Below are 15,631 nucleotides of genomic sequence, written 5' to 3' on the forward strand. Positions count from 1 at the left end.
GTGCCGAAAATCCGCATCTCCGAAGCCGCGCGCTTCCTGGGCGTCAGTGACGACACCGTCCGCCGCTGGACCGAGAACGGGACGCTCACCCCCGTCAAGGACTCCTCCGGCCGGCTGGCCGTCGAGGGGCTCGAACTCGCCCACCTCGCCAGGGACCAGGCGCAGCTGCCCGAGGACCCCACCCGCGTCGGCAGCTCGGCGCGCAACCGGTTCGTTGGCCTGGTCACCGGCATCACCGCGGACAAGGTCATGGCCCAGGTGGAGCTGCAGTGCGGCCCGTTCCGCGTCGTTTCCCTGATGAGCAGCGAAGCCGTCCGTGACCTCGGCCTTGAACTCGGGTCCGTGGCCACTGCGGTCGTCAAGGCCACCACGGTCATCATCGAAACGCCCCAAGGAAAGAGCATCATATGAGCACCATCCGCGTGCCCGTCGGCGCCCTGCTGGCCGCCGGAGTCCTTGCTGCCGGGCTGGCCGGCTGCGCCGCTTCCAGTACCGCGGCCGGCACGACCCGGAGCGGCAGTTCGACGGCGGCCGGTACCGGCACCGTCACCGTGTTCGCCGCCGCGTCCCTCAAGTCGACGTTCACCAAGATCGCCTCCGGGTTCGAGGCCGCAAACCCGGGCACCAAGGTCACCCTGAACTTTGCCGGGTCCTCGGACCTGGTCACGCAGGTTACCCAGGGAGCCCCGGCCGACGTGATCGCCTCCGCCGACACCACGAACATGGCCAAGCTCTCCGACGCCAAGCTCATCGACGGAACGCCAAGCAAGTTCGCCACGAACACCTTGGAGATCGCCGTCCCGCCGGGGAATCCGGCGTCGATCAGCTCCTTCGCTGACCTGGCGAAGCCGGGCGTCAAGGTGGTTGTCTGCGCACCGCAGGTGCCCTGCGGCTCCGCCACCGAGACGGTGGAGCAGGCCGCCGGAACCACCCTGAAACCCGTGAGCGAGGAATCCTCCGTGACCGATGTACTCGGCAAGGTCAGCTCCGGTGAAGCCGACGCCGGGCTGGTCTACGTCACCGACGTCAAGACCGCTGGCGACAAGGTCAAGGGCATCCCGTTCAGCGAGTCGGACCAGGCCGTGAATACCTACCCGATCGCCACCGTGGGCAGCAGCAAGAGCAAGGAACTGGCCAAGGCCTTCATCGCCATGGTCACCGGAAGCGAAGGCAGGAAGGTCCTCAGTGACGCCGGTTTCGGCACCCCGTAGCAAGGCCAGGACAGGCAGCAGAACTAACCGGCGGGACACCCGCTACACCGGTGTCCCGCCGTGGGTATTCGCCCTCGCGGCAGCAGGAGCGCTGTTTGTCCTGTTGCCGCTGGCCGCCATGGTGGTCAGGGTCAACTGGGGCGAGTTCATCCCGCTCATCACCTCGGAATCCTCCCTCACCGCGCTGGGTCTGAGCCTGCGGACGTCGGCCGCCAGCACAGTACTGTGCATCGTGCTCGGTGTGCCGCTGGCCCTCGTCCTGGCCCGTGCCAGTTTCCCGGGCCAGCGGCTGCTGCGCGCCTTCGTGCTCCTCCCCCTCGTGTTGCCGCCGGTCGTCGGTGGCATCGCCTTGCTGTACACGTTCGGCCGCCAGGGCCTGCTCGGGCGCAGCATCGAACTGGCAGGGATCCAGATCGCCTTCTCCACCAGCGCCGTCGTTCTTGCCCAGACGTTCGTGGCGCTGCCGTTCCTGGTGGTCAGCCTCGAGGGCGCCCTGCGCACTGCGGGCACCAAGTACGAGGCGGTTGCGGCGACCCTGGGCGCCCGTCCCACCACAGTGCTGCGACGCGTCAGCATCCCGCTGGTGCTGCCCGGGCTGGCTTCCGGTGCGGTGTTGTCGTTCGCGCGCTGCCTCGGTGAATTCGGCGCGACCCTGACCTTCGCCGGCAGCCTGCAGGGCGTTACCCGAACCCTGCCGCTGGAGATCTACCTGCAGCGGGAAACCGACGCCGATGCCGCCGTCGCCCTTTCCCTGGTGCTGGTCGCGGTGGCCGTCGCGGTCGTCGGGCTTTCCTACCGCCGCCCCCGGGCGCTGCCGTCACAGGCAGGAACAGAATGACCTTCACGCTCAACGCCGCGCTGCACGCGCGCAACTTCGACGTCTCCCTCACGCTCGGACCCGCCGAAACCGTCGCCGTGCTGGGCCCCAACGGAGCCGGAAAATCGACACTGCTGGGGATTATCGCCGGGCTGCTCCGCCCGGACAGCGGGCGCGCCGTGCTCGGAGAGAAAACGCTGTTCAACCTCGACGGCGGAGCCAGCCACTTCCTGCCGCCGCACACCCGGGGAACAGCCCTGCTCGCACAGGAACCGCTGCTGTTTCCGCACATGAGCGTGCTGGAGAATGTCGCCTTCGGGCCACGGGCGGCCGGCGAGAGCCGGGCCTGCGCGCTGGAGACGGCGCGGCACTGGCTGGCCGAGGTGGAGGCCGCCGAGTTCGCGGACCGGCGGCCCGGCCAGCTCTCGGGCGGGCAGGCGCAGCGCGTCGCCATCGCCCGCGCCCTGGCCACAGACCCCGAACTGCTGCTCCTTGACGAACCCATGGCGGCCCTCGACATCCATGCCGCCCCTATGCTCCGCAGGCTGCTCAAGCGGGTCCTCGCCAACCGCCGGGCCATCATCATCACGCACGATATCCTGGACGCCCTGATGCTCGCCGACCGGGCAATCGTCGTCGAAAGTGGACACATCACCGAGGAGGGGCCCACGCGCGCGGTCCTGGAAAAACCGCGCAGCAAGTTCGCCGCGGGCTTGGCGGGCATGAACCTGGTGACCGGCACCATCACCGGCCGCGGACTGACTTCCGACGGCGGGCTGGACATCACTGCCCACCCCGAGGACGGTGCCGTCCCCGGCCAGGACGGCGTCGCCGTCTTTTCGCCGACGGCGGTTTCGGTCTTCCTGGGCGCTGAGCACGGCAGCCCGCGGAACTCGTTCGCCGTCACCATCACGGACCTTGAACCCCACGGCGACCAGATCCGCGTCCACGCAGGCGGCCTGTCAGCGGACATCACCCCGGCAGCCTCGGCAGACCTGGGACTCACGCCGGGGATGACCGTCTACTTTGTCATCAAGGCCACGGCCATCGCCGTTTACCCGGCGTAGGGGTCCTTGGGTGCTCCGACCCCAGCGCGGACTGGCAGCTAATGCCCGCAAAATCCAATTCTGGGTCATTACCTGCCGGTTCGACGGGTAAGTCCGCCATTCGTTTGGCCAGCACCGCCGACAGCACCAGAACCAGTAGTCCGGCCAGCGGCACCACGAAGAGTCCGACGCGCAGGCTGGCAACATCCGCGATGGCGCCCACGACAGGCGGCGACACCAGGAAGCCCACGCGCATCAGCCAGCTGACCATCGTGAGTCCCGTTCCGGGCCGCAGCCCGGGGAGTTCGTCCGCCGCGTGCATGGCCGCGGGAACGAGGGTTGCGACGCCGAGGCCTGCTGCCGCGAAGCCGAGGATGGTACCGGGGACGCTGGGGACGGCCAGGGCGGTACCCATGCCGACGGCGGCGATGATGCCGCCGGCGCGCGCCACGGTCCGCTGGCCGAAGCGGTCCACGAGCCGGTCGCCCAGCAGACGGCCGACGAACTGCGCTCCGGTCAGCGCCACGAAACCCAGGCCGGCGATAGTCGTGGCAGCCCCGAGGCTGTCGCTGAGGTAGATGGCGGACCACGAACTGCCCGCGTCCTCCACGAGTGCGGCGGCCGTGGCGATGAGCACCAGGGCGGCCAGGACGCCGTACTTGGCCGCTGCTCCCCGGGCGGCCGACGCCGGTCCCAAGTCCGGTTCCGCAGTTCCGTCCGCCGCCTCAGCGGCGGCAGCATCGCCGTCGTCCGTTTCCGGCCCCGGCAGGAGGAAGCGGTAGCAGCACAGCGTCAGCGCCGCGAACAGGGCGGCGGAGATGCTGAGGTGGATTCCGGGCACAAGATTAAGGCCCGCCGCCGCGGCACCCATCAGGCCGCCCAGCACCGCTCCGATGCTCCACACCGCGTGCAGGGAGTTGATGATGGAGCGCTGGTACAGCCGCTGCACGCGCAGCCCGTGGGCATTCTGCGCCACGTCGGTGGCTGCGTCCATGGCTCCTGCAAAGAAGAGCGCAGCCGCGAGCATCGCCCACGAGGGCGCGATGCCCGCGAAAAGAATGCCCACGCTGGTCAGGATGGTGCCCGCAACCGCCACCCGCGAGGACCGGAAGCGGCGGATCAAGGCGCCCGACGCGAGTCCCGCAATCAGTGCACCGAGGGGGAACGCCGCCACGGCAAGGCCGAACTCCGCATTGCTCAGGCTCAGGTCGTCCATGATCGCCGGGTACCGCGGCAGCAGGTTGGCGAAGAGCGCGCCGTTGGTGAGGAAGAGGATGCCGACGGCGGCACGCGCCTTGCCGGGCCTGGCCGGTGCGGCGACGGCGGCAGACGGCGCCGTAGTTGAAGAGTTGGTCACTGCGGAGTCACTATTCTGTTCACGGCGTCGCGAACGGTCTCAATGGACATGGGCTCCAGGGCCAGCGCGCGGTGGATGGAGAGGCCCTCAATCAGGGCGTCGAGCATCACCGTTGTGGCCGGATCGAAGTGCCGCTCCAGGGCGGCGCGGCTCCTGGCCATCCAGGTGTCGGTCACCCGGCGCAGGTCCGGGCGGCGCGCGGCCAGGGCGTAGAGCTCGTAGGTGAGCAGGATGTTCCGGCGTTCCCCGAGCAGCTCCCCCCCGATGAGGCCTACCACGGCTTCCCGCGCAGCCTCCGGCCCGTCGGCGTTAGCCAGGGCCGCCTCGAATCCGTCCGCGGTTTCGTCGGCGAGCTTCGTGAAGGCCGCCGCGAACAGATCGTCGAGGCCCTTGAAATGGTAGGTCAGCGAGCCAAGGGGCACGTCCGCGGCCAGGGCGACCTTCCGGTGGGTGGTGGCGGCAACGCCGTGTTCGGCGATGACGTCCAGTGCCACCTCTATCAGCCGCTGCCGACGGTTGGGGTCATGGCGGCGTACGCTGCCGGCCCTGGGCGGCTGCCCAGCGCTCATATGCTGCGGATGACGCGTGCTGGATTGCCGACGGCGACGACGTTGGCCGGCACGTCCTTCGTCACCACGGCCCCGGCGCCGATCACCGAGTTCTCCCCCACTGTCACGCCGGGCAGGATGATCGCCCCTCCGCCGATCCACACGTTGTCACCGATGGTGATGGGCTGCGCCGCCTCAAGCTTGTCCCGGCGCGGCCCAGGCTCCACCGGATGCGTGGGCGTCAGCAGCTGGACGTTGGGGCCGATCTGCACGTCGTCGCCGATGGTGATAGGGGCAACGTCCAGCGCCGTTAAGTTGAAGTTGATGAAGGTACGGGCACCGATCCGGATGTACTTGCCGTAGTCAACGAACAACGGCGGCCGGATGTCCGTGTCCTCGCCGACCGCACCGAGGAGGTCGGCCAGGATCCGCTTGGCCTCACCCCGGTCCCCGGCCCACGTCCTGCCGTAGCGGTCGGCCAGCTCCATGCCGCGCGCGTTGTCGGCGGCGAGGTTCGGATCGTCGGCGATGTACAGGTCCCCGGCGAGCATCCGTTCCTGCATCGTCCTGCTGTCGCCGGCAAAATACTGCTCCACAACAAATCCCTCCGAAAGGCGTTATGTACAAATGTACACTGCTTGTGTACGGATGTACATAACGCCCCCCCGGGGCTGTTCGGAGATGAGCGCAGAAGGATTAGTTCTTGGCCACGTCCAGCTCGACGACGGCCCAGGACAGTGCGGGCAGGCTCAGCCGGAATTCGGAGCCGCTTGCCTTCGCCCCTTCGAGCGGCTTCAGGCCGACGCGGTCCGGGCTGCCCTGGGCGTTGATGGTGAAGCGGTCCCCGCCCTCGGGGATCTCCAGGACCTCAGCGCGGAGCACCCGCCGGGCATCGAACCCGCGCAGGGCCACTTCGACGTCGGCCGCCTCCTCCAGTCCGCGGTTCGCGAAGAACAGTGCCACCCGGCCCGTTTCCTCGTTCCACGTCGCGCTCACATCCACCAGGTCGGTGTCGCCGAACCGGGCGTTGCCGTACTTGTCCGAGTCAACGGACAGGCGCAGGATCTGGCCCTTCGCCAGTCCGGCCATCCGGGCGAAGGGGTGGAAGATGGTCTGGCGCCAGGCCGGGCCGTTTTCCTCGCTGAAGATCGGCGCGATCACGTTGACCAGCTGCGCCTGGTTGGCGATCTTGACGCGGTCGCCGTGGCGGAGCAGCGAGTTGAGCAGGGTGCCGACCACGACCGCGTCCGTCACGTTGTACTTGTCCTCGATGACCCGCGGGTGCTCGCGCCAGCCCGCCTTGGTCACGTTGTGCGGCTGGTCCTCGGTGTCGAGGCCGCGCTGGTACCAGACGTTCCATTCGTCGAAGGACAGGTTGATGTGCTTCTTGTGCTTGCCTTTGGCGCGGACGGCGTCGGCCGTGGCGATCACTGACTCGATGAAGTAGTCGGTGTCGACGGCGCTGGCGAGGAAGCTGCCGACGTCGCCGTCGTGCTCCTGGTAGTAGGCGTGCAGCGAGACGTAGTCCACTTCCTCATACGCGTGGGTCAGTACGGTCTGTTCCCAGGCCCCGAAGGTGGGCATGCCGGAGTTGGAGCTGCCGCAGGCCACCAGTTCGATGTCCGGGTCCACGAACCGCATCGCCTTGGCCGCCTCCTGGGCCAGCCGGCCGTATTCCTCGGCGGTCTTGTGGCCGATCTGCCAGGGCCCGTCCATCTCGTTGCCGAGGCACCACAGCTTGATGTTGAACGGATCCTTGTGCCCGTTCTTGGCGCGCAGATCCGAAAGATAGGTGCCGCCGGGGTGGTTGGCGTACTCCACGATCTCGCGGGCCGCGTCCACTCCCCTGGTGCCCAGGTTGATGGCCTCCATGATTTCGGTGCCGGCCTGCCGGGACCAGTCCACGAACTCGTGCAGGCCGAAGGCGTTGGTCTCAAGTGTGTGCCAGGCGCCGTCGAGCCGGCGGGGGCGGTTTTCCCGCGGGCCGATGCCGTCCTCCCAGTTGTGGCCGGACACGAAATTGCCGCCGGGGTAGCGGATGACGGTGGCGCCAAGCTCCTTGACGAGCTTGAGCACGTCCTGGCGGAAGCCGTTCTCATCGGCCTCCGGGTGGCCGGGCTCGTAGATGCCGGTGTAGACGCAGCGGCCCATGTGCTCAACGAAGGAGCCGAAAAGGCGGCGGGGTACTTCCCCGATGGTGAAGTCGCGGTCGAGGGTGATCCTTGCGCGGGACATGTGGGGTATCTCCTTGGTTGTGGTTCTGGTTCGACAGAAATCGGGTGAAAAGCGAAGGTGCCGGTTCAGGTGCCGGCGAGTCCCGTCGTCGCAACGCCCTTGATGATTTGGCGCTGGAAGAACAGGAACACGAGGATGAGCGGCAGCGCCGCGAGCAGCGCGGACGCCATGTTCTGCGCGTACTGGATGCCGTAGGCGCTCTTGATGGTCTGCAGCCCCACCGGCAGGGTCAGGATGGAGCCGTCGTTGGTGGAGATGAAGGGCCAGAGGAAGTTGTTCCAGGCGCTGATGAACACGAAGATCGCGACGGCGGCCAGGATGGGCCGTGAGAGCGGCAGGATGATCTGGGTGAAGATCCGCATCCGGCTGGCACCGTCCATCACCGCGGCCTCCTCGAGTTCAGGCGGGATCTGGTCGAAGAACTTCTTGAGCACGAACACCATGGCCGGGTGGATGACCTGCGGCAGGATGATCGCCCACGACGTGTCGATCATGTGCAGCGCCACCATTTGGTAGAACAGCGGGATGATCAGCACCGGCGGCGGAATGATGATGGACGCGATGATCACCGTCATCAGCACCTTCTTCCCGCGGAAGTCGATGCGGGACAGGGCGTAGGCCACCAGCGCGGAGATGGCCAGCGTAATCACGGTGATGGCCGCGGAGGTGTAGAGGGAGTTCCACGTCCACAGCGGAATGTTGCCGTCCTGGAACACCTTGACGAACGCATCGGCGGTAAAGCCCGACGGCGGAATCCAGCTTACTTTCGGCGCCGCGGCGTCCGTTTCGCTCTTGAAAGCGGTAACCGTGGCCCAGGCAAAGGGGATCAGCCACAGGACGGCGAGGATCGCGGCCACCGCAAGGACGGCGGCCCTGCCGGCCGTCATCTTTTTCCGGGGCTGGCGAAGCTGGGTGGCGGACGTGCCGCGAAGGGCGGGACGGGTGAGGGTTTGGGTTGCCATGGTTATGCACTCCTGCGGCGAGCGATGAGGAACTGCATGACCGAGACGGCCACGATCAGCCCGAAGAAGATGTAGGAGATGGCTGCGGAGTAGCCCAGCCGGTAGCCGGTGAACCCGGTTTCGAAGATGTACTGCACCACGGGCCGGGTGGAACCCGCGGGGCCGCCGGCCGTCATCTGGTACACCTGATCGAAGATCTTCAGTGAGGCCAGGATCTGCAGGAGCACGATCATCACGGTGGTGGGCGTCAGCTGCGGCAGGGTGATGGAGAAGAACTGCCGCCAGGCGCCTGCCCCGTCCAGCGACGCGGCCTCGTAGTGCTGGGCAGGGACGTTCTGCATGGCGGCCAGGTACAGCAGGAAGTTGAAGCCCACCGTCCACCACAGCGTGGCGATGACGATGGCCCACATGGCCACGTTCGGGTCGTTCAGCCAGGCCACCTTGGGGAGCCCGATCTTCGCCAGCGAGTCATTGATCAGCCCCAGCTGCGGGTTGTACATCCAGGAGAAGAAGAGGGAGACAACTGTGGAGGCGAGCAAATACGGGGCGAAGTAGGAGAGCCGCCACAGCCACTGGGCCGGCAGCCCGACGTTGACCAGTGCCGCCATGACCAGGGCGACGAGCACCAGCGGAACCGTGCTGATCACGGTGAAGTAGAGGGTGTTGCCGAGGGAGTGCCACATGTCGGCGTCGGCCAGGGCTTCGGCGTAGTTGGCCAGGCCGATCAGGCTGTCATTGGCCCCGGTAAGGGACTTGCCGGTCAGGCTCATGTACAGGCCATAGAGCAGGGGCCAGACGAGGAAGACCAGGAAGAACGCCAGGAACGGGGCGGCAAAGCCCCAGCCATTGAGGTTGTCCCGGGTCCGGCGGGGACTGGACTGCGCCGTGCTGAACGGGCTCTTTTTAGCCTGGATACACCGGGACGGGTTTCTGCGGGACTGGCCGGGCAGGGATGGCGCCTGCTCAGCACTTTCGGATGTTGCTAAGGAACTCAATGGGACTCCTTTGTCGCTCAGTGGTCTCAGATGCTCAGTGCTCTCAGATACTCAGTGGCCTCAGACCGGGTTGGGCCGGGAAAGAAGGGTGTTGGTGCGGCGGACAAAGGCGTCCCAGCCGTCGGCGGCCTTGTCGCGGCCGAGGAGTACGTTCTGCACGTTTTCCGCGAAGTACGTCTGCCAGTCGGAACCCGAGCCGCTGAACCAGGACTCGGGGTCATAGGCGATGATGTCCGCGGCGTTGGCGTAGTGGATCTGGGGCGTGAGGTCCCGGTAGGCCTGCGACTGCACAATGGGCTGATAGGCCGGGATGTGGCCGGCCTCGGCCCAGGACAGCGACCCCTTGAGGATGTCGCTGACGAACTTGTACACGTCACGCCGCTTCCCGTCGTCGACATTCAATTGCCGCGGCAGGACGAAGGAATGCGAGTCCGCGTAGGAGGCCGGGGTCCCGTAGAGCGTGGGGATGGTGGCGGCACCGACGGGCAGCTCCGCCTTCTTGAAGGTGGGGAGTTCCCAGACGCCGCTGAACAGCATCCCCGAACCGCCGCGGGCAAATTCGGCGATGCCCGTGCCGATGTCCCCGCTCTTTGCGGCGACGGTGTCGTCGAACAGTGAGGCCATGAATTCCAGGGATTCGACGGCGGCATCCCGGTCGGCCTTCATCGGCTGGCCCGGCGTGAGTTCCATGTCCGCACCGTGCTGCTTGTAGAGCGTGTAGAAGAGGCGCCACATCTGCGAACCACTGCCCAGATAGCCGAAGGACAGGCCGTGCGCCTGTGTCACCTTCTGCATCTCGCGGGCCATGGCGAGGAACTCCTGCGGGGAGCTCACGTCCTGCAGCTGGCCGTTGGCGTCAAGCACTCCCGCCTTGTCGGCGATGTCGGTGTTGTAGAACATGATGAACGGATGCGAATCCAGGGCGATTGAGAACACCTGGCCGCCGTGCTGGCTCTTATCCCAGATCCTCGGGGCGAAGCTCTCGGCCGTCACACCGTGCTCGGCCAGCAGGGACATGTCCCAAGGGTCGATGAGTCCGCCCGGCGCGTAGCCGGGGACCCGGCTGGCGTGCATGATGGCCAGTTCCGGCGGGCGGCCGCCGGCCGACGCCATGGCCAGCTTGGTGTAGTACGGCGGGCCCCACGCCAGGACGGTCGGGTGGACTTTGAAGCCGGGGTTCGCCCCGTTCGCCGCGCCGATCATGGCCTGCATCTTGATGCCGTCGCCCCCGGACAGCAGGTGCCAGAACGCAATGTCCCGGACAGACGCTGCCGAGGCGGTTCCGCCGCAGCCCGTGAGGCCGGCTGCGGCAAACACGCTGCCCAGGGCCGCGGTTCCTGCCAGTAGCTGCCGCCGGGACACGTGTTTGCCGGACATCTGTTTCCCGGCGAGAAAATCAAACTGCTTCACCCGTCACTCCTTTGGATGGGTCCGCTGAAAGTAATCCTTGTGGCACCGCGCCAGCCGTTCCGGTTCGCTGCATCCCGGATCCGGTAGAGGCTGGCGTGTGACGCAGACCTCACATTACATCGTTGTAAAACGGGACACAAGACAAAATTGTTAGCGCCAACAATGTGAGGTGGCGGTCTCGCTTAGCCCGAGTCTCGGTTCAAGAGGCGGTGCTGTTCCGCTCCACAATCCTGTAGTCGACGGTGACCACCCGCTGCCCCCCGGCGCGGTCCGCCATCCGCTCGGTGAGGAGGCGCAGGGCTTCGCTGGCCACCAGGCGCTTGTCGAAGGAAACGGTGGTCAGCGACGGTACGGCATATTGCCCGTCGGCGATGTCGTCGAAGCCGGCCACGGCGACTTCCTCCGGAACCTTGATGCCGCGCTTCCACAGCACGCTGAGCGCGCCGATGGCCATGGAGTCGGTAAAGCAGAACAACGCATCCGGGAGCGGATTCGAATCAAGGTAGGAGGAGAGCGCGTCCGCCGCCGTCTGGGGCGTCCACTTCTCGCAGGGGATCAGCAGCGAGTCATCAGGATCAATGCCGAGTTCCTCCAGCGCGGCCTGGTAGCCGCGGGTGCGCAGAACTGCCGCTGCCGAGTGCCGGCCCTCGGCGGTTCCGAGCACGGCGATGCGGCGCCGGCCCGTCCGGGCGAGGGCGAGGGTCATGTCGCGGGCGGCGGCAACACTGTCCACCCACACCCGGTCGGCAAGCTGTTGGGAGACCTCCCCCAGCAGGACCACCGGCGGCAGGGAGACACCCACTTTGACGGCGCTCTCGTCCAGCACCACAGGGTTGAGGATCAGGCCGTCGATGAGGTTGGACCGCGCCCGGGACATCAGTTCGTATTCGCGGGCGGGATCGGAGCCGGTTTCCTCGATCTGGATGCTCCAACCCTGTTCGTGGGCAACCTCCACCACGTGGTGGGCGATCTCCGCGGAGTAGGGTGTGGCCAGGTCCGGCAGCGCCAGGGCAATGACGCCGGACCTGCCGTTGCGGAGGCCCCGGGCGGAGAGGTTGGGCACGTAGTCGAGTTCGAGGATGGCCTGCTCCACCTTGAGCCGGGTGGATCCGCTGACCGGCACCACGCCGTTCATCACGTTCGACACAGTCTTAGGTGAAACTCCGGCACGGCGCGCGACGTCCTTGACCGTTGCGCGCACTGCTCCCCTTTCAAGAGACGGATGTGAACGATGTTACAGCCAGCTACCCGGCCTGGCTGACGCCGGCAGCCGGCCCGGCTTTCCGGCGTCGGCCATTCAGCAAAATCCAAACGGTGACGGCGACGACGGCGGCCGCCACCCCGCCCGCCACGGCCGGCAGGGCGTTCCAAGAGCGTGTAATTGACTGTGCCGCCGTATCCCCGGACGTGGTTGCGGCCGGTGCAGCAGCCGTCGGCGCCCCGGACGCCGCCGACGTTGCCGTCGTCGAACCTTGCGACGCCCCTGCCAGGGCCGCCGCGGAGTACCTGACCACCGCGCCGCGGCCGCCGGAGCCGGGGCTGATGACGATGACGGAACCGTCCGGGGCCACCGCGAGGTGGCCGGGTGCGCCGTCGGTGGGGATGGAGCCGGCCACCTCCGTGGCCTGCGGACGGATGACGGACAGCTTCTGGGCCAGCAGGCTCGTGACGTACAGGGAGCCGTCCGGTGCGGCGGCTACATCCTGCGGTCCGCCTTCGACGAAGATCCGTTCAGCCACGGTGTCTGCGCCGGGTTTGATGACGGCGATGTCGTTGGACTTGATGTCGGCTACGTAAACGGTTCCGTCGGGTCCGGCTGCGATGCCGTGCGGCTCCTCCGACGTCCCGGTGTCCGAGACCAGTTCGATGGTCCTTGAGACGGTGGCCGCCCCGGCCGGGATCACGGAGACCGAGCCGGCGGTCTGGTTGGTCACAAACGCGGTTCCGTCCTTCGTTACCGCTATTTCCGCCGGGCCCGCTCCGACTTTGATGGTCCGGTCCACCGCCGTCCCGTTCGATGCAATGGCGGAGACGGTGTTGCCCTCGGGGTTGGCCACGTACACCGTTCCGTCTGGTCCGGCGGCAAGCGGGTGACGCCCGGCGGATACCGGAATGGTCCGTGCCATGGTTGCGTCCCCGGCCGGGATGACGCCGACCGCGCTCTGGTCCCCGTCCGCCGTGGCCACGTAGAGCGTGCCGTCCGGACCGAGCGCGAGCCCGGTGGTGGAGTGGCCCCCCGTGCTGATAGTGCGGCTAGCCCTGGTCTCACCGGCGGGAACCACGAAGACACCACCACCCTGGCCGTAATTGCCGAGATAGGCCGTGCCGTCTGCAGCAATGGCCACCCGGACCGGTGTGCCGTAAATGTAGATGGCTTCGTCAGGCGCCGCGACAGCTGGCGCTGCCGCCAGGCTCAGGAGTGCTCCAACCACGGCAGTGAAAGTGGCCCAGCGGTACTTCATGAAATTTTCCCCCAACAGATTTCCCAATGACGCGATGGCCAAAGCCAACCGGAAGAAGCCTACTAGTTACCGGGGCAGGGCCATTGACCGCCGCTCCCGGAGTCCTAATAGTGGGGGCATGGCCACACAGATTTCCGATGCAGACTTCTCATCCGCCGACGGCGTCGCGGACTGGCGTGTGCTCTTCTGGGGCGCGAAAACACTCTACGAGACTGGGGACTTCGCCACCGGCGCCAAGTTTGTTGCCGCGATCGCGGAGGCTGCGGAAGCGCTCGGCCACGCCCCGCTCGTGGACCTGCGGCCGGACACCGTCACAGTCCAGGTCATCACGCCCGGTGTTGGGCTCAGCGACCGCGACCTCGAGCTTGCCCGCAGCATCTCCGGCGTTGCCGCTCGGCTTGGGCTGAAAGCAGACCCGTCGGCCGTGCAGCACGTCCAGCTGGCTTTCGACGCCGAGGACCGGCCGGCCGTCATGGAGTTCTGGCGGGCGGCGCTGGGTTACGTCGTGGTCGGGGACGAGGACCTGATCCAACCCAACCTCATCGGCCCGCCCGCGTGGTTCCAGGACAAGAAGTTCGTCCCGCCGCGCAACCGGATCCACATGGACGTCTCGGTTCCGCATGACCAGGCGCAGGCGCGGATCGACGCGATCTTGGCCGCAGGCGGCCGTGTCCTCGGCGACCGCTACGCGCCCGCGTGGGTGTCCCTCATCGACCCCGAGGGGAACGTGGTGGACATCTGCACCTGGCAGGGACGGGACTGACTCCTTACGAATCAAGGAAGCGCTGAAGGAACGGGAGGGTCGCGAGCATGGGCTGGAGGTCGCCGTCGCTGGCGGCGAGTTCGCCGAGGTAGTCGCCGTGGCCGCCGGGCACGATCAGGAGCCGGGAATCGGGGATGGTGCGGGACATCCGCACGGCGTGCTCGGGGTCCATCACGTCCTGGTCGGCGCAGAGTACCAGGGTGGGCGCGGTGATCGCGGCGAGCTCCTGCTCGGACCAGCCGGGGAAGCCAACGATGCGCTGCCGGTCCAGCTCGAACAGCCGCTCAAGGTGCCCGGGCTCGGGATTGAGCCTGCGGTCAGCGTCCTGGTACACCGCGGGCATATTGTCCAGGGTGGCAGACTTCATGCCCTCCCAGAACTCCGCGGGCACGGCATCCCGGCTGAAGAACGTGGAGGCGGCGATGAGGCGGCGCACCCTGGCCGGGTGTTGCATGGCCAGGGCGAGGGCGGTGTGGCCGCCGGCGCTGAAGCCGAGCACGTCCACCGAGTCCAGCCGCAGCTTGTCGAGGACCGCCAGGACGTCGCCGGCGGAGTTCTCGGCGGTGAGCGGCCGGTCGGTCGCGGCGGTACGGCCGTGGCCTTCCTCGTCGACGGCGATCACCTGCCGCTCTGCTGCCAGGAGCGGGATGAGGCTGGCGAAGTTCGTCTGGATGGTGGAGCCGCCGCCGGGGATGAGAAGCAGCGGCGTCTTGTCGGTAGTCGCGTCGCCGTGGACCTCGTAGTACATGCGCAGGTCGCCGTTGGCCGCGTATCCATGGGTGAAAGTCACACAGCATCCTAACGCCCGGTGGTTCGGGTGGATAGGGTTCCCGTCCGGTTCTCCCCCAGCTCCGAATACCTTCCAGAGGCACAGGAGCAGCAGATGACTATCAGCATTCAGCAGGAAACCGCCCGCACCGGAGCGCCCGCGCTACAGCGGCGCGTTGTTTCCACGGAGCTGGGTCCCGTCTCAGTGCGTGTTCAGCAGGCTAGCGGGGGCGGTCTCGGGCGCGGGTTCCCGGCGCGCTCGGCAGCGGAGGTCTACCTTCACGGCGCCGCGGGATCCTGGACGACGTTCCAGCCGCTGCTGTCCAAGGCACCGTACATTGACCGCGTCCTCATCGATCTGCCCGGCTGGGGTGAATCCACGGCGGGCGTCCGGTTGGACGAGTTCAGCGTCGAAGCGATGGGGCGCGCCGTCGTCGAAATACTGGATTCACTCGGCTACCGGCAGTGGAACCTGGTGGGCCATTCGATGGGAGGCTTTCTGGCATTGCATCTGGCGGCGAAATGGCCGGAGTCCGCTGCCACCGTTGCAGCCATTTCGGCCACCACGTTCGCCGTGTCCGAGGCCGCCCGGCGGCCGCTGCGAAGCCTCTCAAGATTCCCGGCGTTTGTGGGCATGCTGCTCACCATGCGCTCCATGGCGGCCTTCGGTATGTCAGGATCGAAACTGATCCGGGCTGTAGGCGCCACACCGGTGATGGAACTGCTGATGTCACCGTTCTTCACCCGCCCGGCAGCAGTCCCCGGCCACGTGATCCGCGGGCTTGCGCTCGATGCCCGGCCCGCCAGCTTCGACGCGGCTGTCCGGGCCGCCGACCACTACGACTTTGGCCAATGGCGCGCCATCCGCTGTCCGGTGCTGGCGACGCGCGGAAACCGCGACGTGTTCACGCCGCAGTCTGACTTGATCCGGTTGGCCGCCTTCGTCCGGCACGTCCGGCTGGAGACGATCCCGCGTTGCGGCCACTTCGCCAACATCGAACAGCCGGAGCATCTGCAACAGTTGCTCGATGACCTTCGGGCTACGTGAGGTTCTTTG

16 protein-coding genes are annotated in these 15,631 nt (G+C 67.2%); 6 read left to right on the forward strand and 10 right to left on the reverse strand.

From position 1 onward, the window contains the following. Genes G9E11_RS19250 through G9E11_RS19265 form a run of 4 tightly spaced genes read left to right on the forward strand, consistent with a single transcriptional unit; the run spans position 1 to position 3,095 of the window. Positions 1–411, forward strand: coding sequence for a TOBE domain-containing protein (locus tag G9E11_RS19250; protein ID WP_190608810.1), 411 nt, complete (start codon positions 1–3; stop codon positions 409–411). After that, positions 408–1,211, forward strand: a complete 804-nt coding sequence (gene modA, locus G9E11_RS19255; protein ID WP_190608813.1) for a molybdate ABC transporter substrate-binding protein — start codon at positions 408–410, stop codon at positions 1,209–1,211. The genes G9E11_RS19250 and modA overlap by 4 nt, the downstream gene beginning before the upstream one ends. After that, positions 1,186–2,049 carry an ABC transporter permease gene (locus G9E11_RS19260; protein ID WP_190608815.1) on the forward strand — a complete coding sequence of 288 codons (864 nt, stop codon included), beginning with the start codon at positions 1,186–1,188 and terminating at the stop codon, positions 2,047–2,049. The genes modA and G9E11_RS19260 overlap by 26 nt, the downstream gene beginning before the upstream one ends. Next, on the forward strand, positions 2,046–3,095 hold the full coding sequence (locus tag G9E11_RS19265; RefSeq protein ID WP_190608818.1) for a sulfate/molybdate ABC transporter ATP-binding protein: 1,050 nt from the start codon (positions 2,046–2,048) through the stop codon (positions 3,093–3,095). The genes G9E11_RS19260 and G9E11_RS19265 overlap by 4 nt, the downstream gene beginning before the upstream one ends. Here G9E11_RS19265 and G9E11_RS19270 read toward each other — a convergent pair. The 9 genes from G9E11_RS19270 to G9E11_RS19310 form a co-directional block, all read right to left on the reverse strand. Further along, the gene (locus G9E11_RS19270) at positions 3,061–4,431 is read right to left on the reverse strand and encodes an MFS transporter (RefSeq protein WP_190608820.1); all 1,371 of its coding nucleotides are present in this window, start codon (positions 4,429–4,431) and stop codon (positions 3,061–3,063) included. The genes G9E11_RS19265 and G9E11_RS19270 overlap by 35 nt on opposite strands. Beyond that, complete coding sequence (locus G9E11_RS19275) at positions 4,428–5,000, reverse strand: TetR/AcrR family transcriptional regulator (protein ID WP_190608822.1); 573 nt, start codon at positions 4,998–5,000, stop codon at positions 4,428–4,430. Before G9E11_RS19275 ends, G9E11_RS19270 begins: the two co-directional genes overlap by 4 nt. Further along, positions 4,997–5,542 carry a sugar O-acetyltransferase gene (locus G9E11_RS19280; RefSeq protein ID WP_190609193.1) on the reverse strand — a complete coding sequence of 182 codons (546 nt, stop codon included), beginning with the start codon at positions 5,540–5,542 and terminating at the stop codon, positions 4,997–4,999. Before G9E11_RS19280 ends, G9E11_RS19275 begins: the two co-directional genes overlap by 4 nt. 133 nt (positions 5,543–5,675) lie before the next feature. Then, positions 5,676–7,214: an arabinosylfuranosidase ArfA gene (gene arfA / locus G9E11_RS19285; protein ID WP_190608825.1), complete on the reverse strand. Its 1,539-nt coding sequence runs from the start codon at positions 7,212–7,214 to the stop codon at positions 5,676–5,678. 65 nt (positions 7,215–7,279) lie between these two features. Next, positions 7,280–8,176, reverse strand: a complete 897-nt coding sequence (locus G9E11_RS19290) for a carbohydrate ABC transporter permease (protein ID WP_190608827.1) — start codon at positions 8,174–8,176, stop codon at positions 7,280–7,282. Between the two features lie 2 nt (positions 8,177–8,178). Continuing rightward, positions 8,179–9,090 carry a carbohydrate ABC transporter permease gene (locus tag G9E11_RS19295; protein ID WP_190609194.1) on the reverse strand — a complete coding sequence of 304 codons (912 nt, stop codon included), beginning with the start codon at positions 9,088–9,090 and terminating at the stop codon, positions 8,179–8,181. Between the two features lie 141 nt (positions 9,091–9,231). Continuing rightward, the gene (locus tag G9E11_RS19300) at positions 9,232–10,581 is read right to left on the reverse strand and encodes an extracellular solute-binding protein (protein ID WP_190608829.1); all 1,350 of its coding nucleotides are present in this window, start codon (positions 10,579–10,581) and stop codon (positions 9,232–9,234) included. Positions 10,582–10,780: 199 nt separating this feature from the next. Next, complete coding sequence (locus G9E11_RS19305) at positions 10,781–11,782, reverse strand: LacI family DNA-binding transcriptional regulator (RefSeq protein WP_190608832.1); 1,002 nt, start codon at positions 11,780–11,782, stop codon at positions 10,781–10,783. Between the two features lie 43 nt (positions 11,783–11,825). After that, positions 11,826–13,043, reverse strand: coding sequence for a Vgb family protein (locus G9E11_RS19310; protein WP_190608834.1), 1,218 nt, complete (start codon positions 13,041–13,043; stop codon positions 11,826–11,828). 118 nt (positions 13,044–13,161) lie between these two features. Between G9E11_RS19310 and G9E11_RS19315 the strand changes: the two genes are divergently transcribed. After that, positions 13,162–13,806, forward strand: coding sequence for a VOC family protein (locus G9E11_RS19315; protein ID WP_190608837.1), 645 nt, complete (start codon positions 13,162–13,164; stop codon positions 13,804–13,806). Positions 13,807–13,810: 4 nt separating this feature from the next. Here G9E11_RS19315 and G9E11_RS19320 read toward each other — a convergent pair whose 3' ends face one another. Then, the gene (locus tag G9E11_RS19320) at positions 13,811–14,596 is read right to left on the reverse strand and encodes an alpha/beta fold hydrolase (protein WP_311764422.1); all 786 of its coding nucleotides are present in this window, start codon (positions 14,594–14,596) and stop codon (positions 13,811–13,813) included. 93 nt (positions 14,597–14,689) lie between these two features. Here G9E11_RS19320 and G9E11_RS19325 point away from each other — a divergent pair, with 93 nt between their 5' ends. Further along, complete coding sequence (locus tag G9E11_RS19325; RefSeq protein ID WP_190608839.1) at positions 14,690–15,622, forward strand: alpha/beta fold hydrolase; 933 nt, start codon at positions 14,690–14,692, stop codon at positions 15,620–15,622. Positions 15,623–15,631 lie beyond the last annotated feature (9 nt).

It is taken from the genome of Arthrobacter ipis, assembly GCF_014694315.1.
GTDB classification, from domain to species: domain Bacteria; phylum Actinomycetota; class Actinomycetes; order Actinomycetales; family Micrococcaceae; genus Arthrobacter; species Arthrobacter ipis.

Bases quoted from the DNA above. Each gene is read 5' to 3' on its own strand.
- modA (WP_190608813.1), top strand. From the start codon at position 408: ATGAGCACCATCCGCGTGCCCGTCGGCGCCCTGCTGGCCGCCGGAGTC.
- G9E11_RS19265 (WP_190608818.1), top strand. From the start codon at position 2,046: ATGACCTTCACGCTCAACGCCGCGCTGCACGCGCGCAACTTCGACGTC.
- G9E11_RS19275 (WP_190608822.1), bottom strand. From the start codon at position 5,000: ATGAGCGCTGGGCAGCCGCCCAGGGCCGGCAGCGTACGCCGCCATGAC.
- G9E11_RS19280 (WP_190609193.1), bottom strand. From the start codon at position 5,542: ATGCAGGAACGGATGCTCGCCGGGGACCTGTACATCGCCGACGATCCG.
- arfA (WP_190608825.1), bottom strand. From the start codon at position 7,214: ATGTCCCGCGCAAGGATCACCCTCGACCGCGACTTCACCATCGGGGAA.
- G9E11_RS19290 (WP_190608827.1), bottom strand. From the start codon at position 8,176: ATGGCAACCCAAACCCTCACCCGTCCCGCCCTTCGCGGCACGTCCGCC.
- G9E11_RS19310 (WP_190608834.1), bottom strand. From the start codon at position 13,043: ATGAAGTACCGCTGGGCCACTTTCACTGCCGTGGTTGGAGCACTCCTG.
- G9E11_RS19315 (WP_190608837.1), top strand. From the start codon at position 13,162: ATGGCCACACAGATTTCCGATGCAGACTTCTCATCCGCCGACGGCGTC.
- G9E11_RS19325 (WP_190608839.1), top strand. From the start codon at position 14,690: ATGACTATCAGCATTCAGCAGGAAACCGCCCGCACCGGAGCGCCCGCG.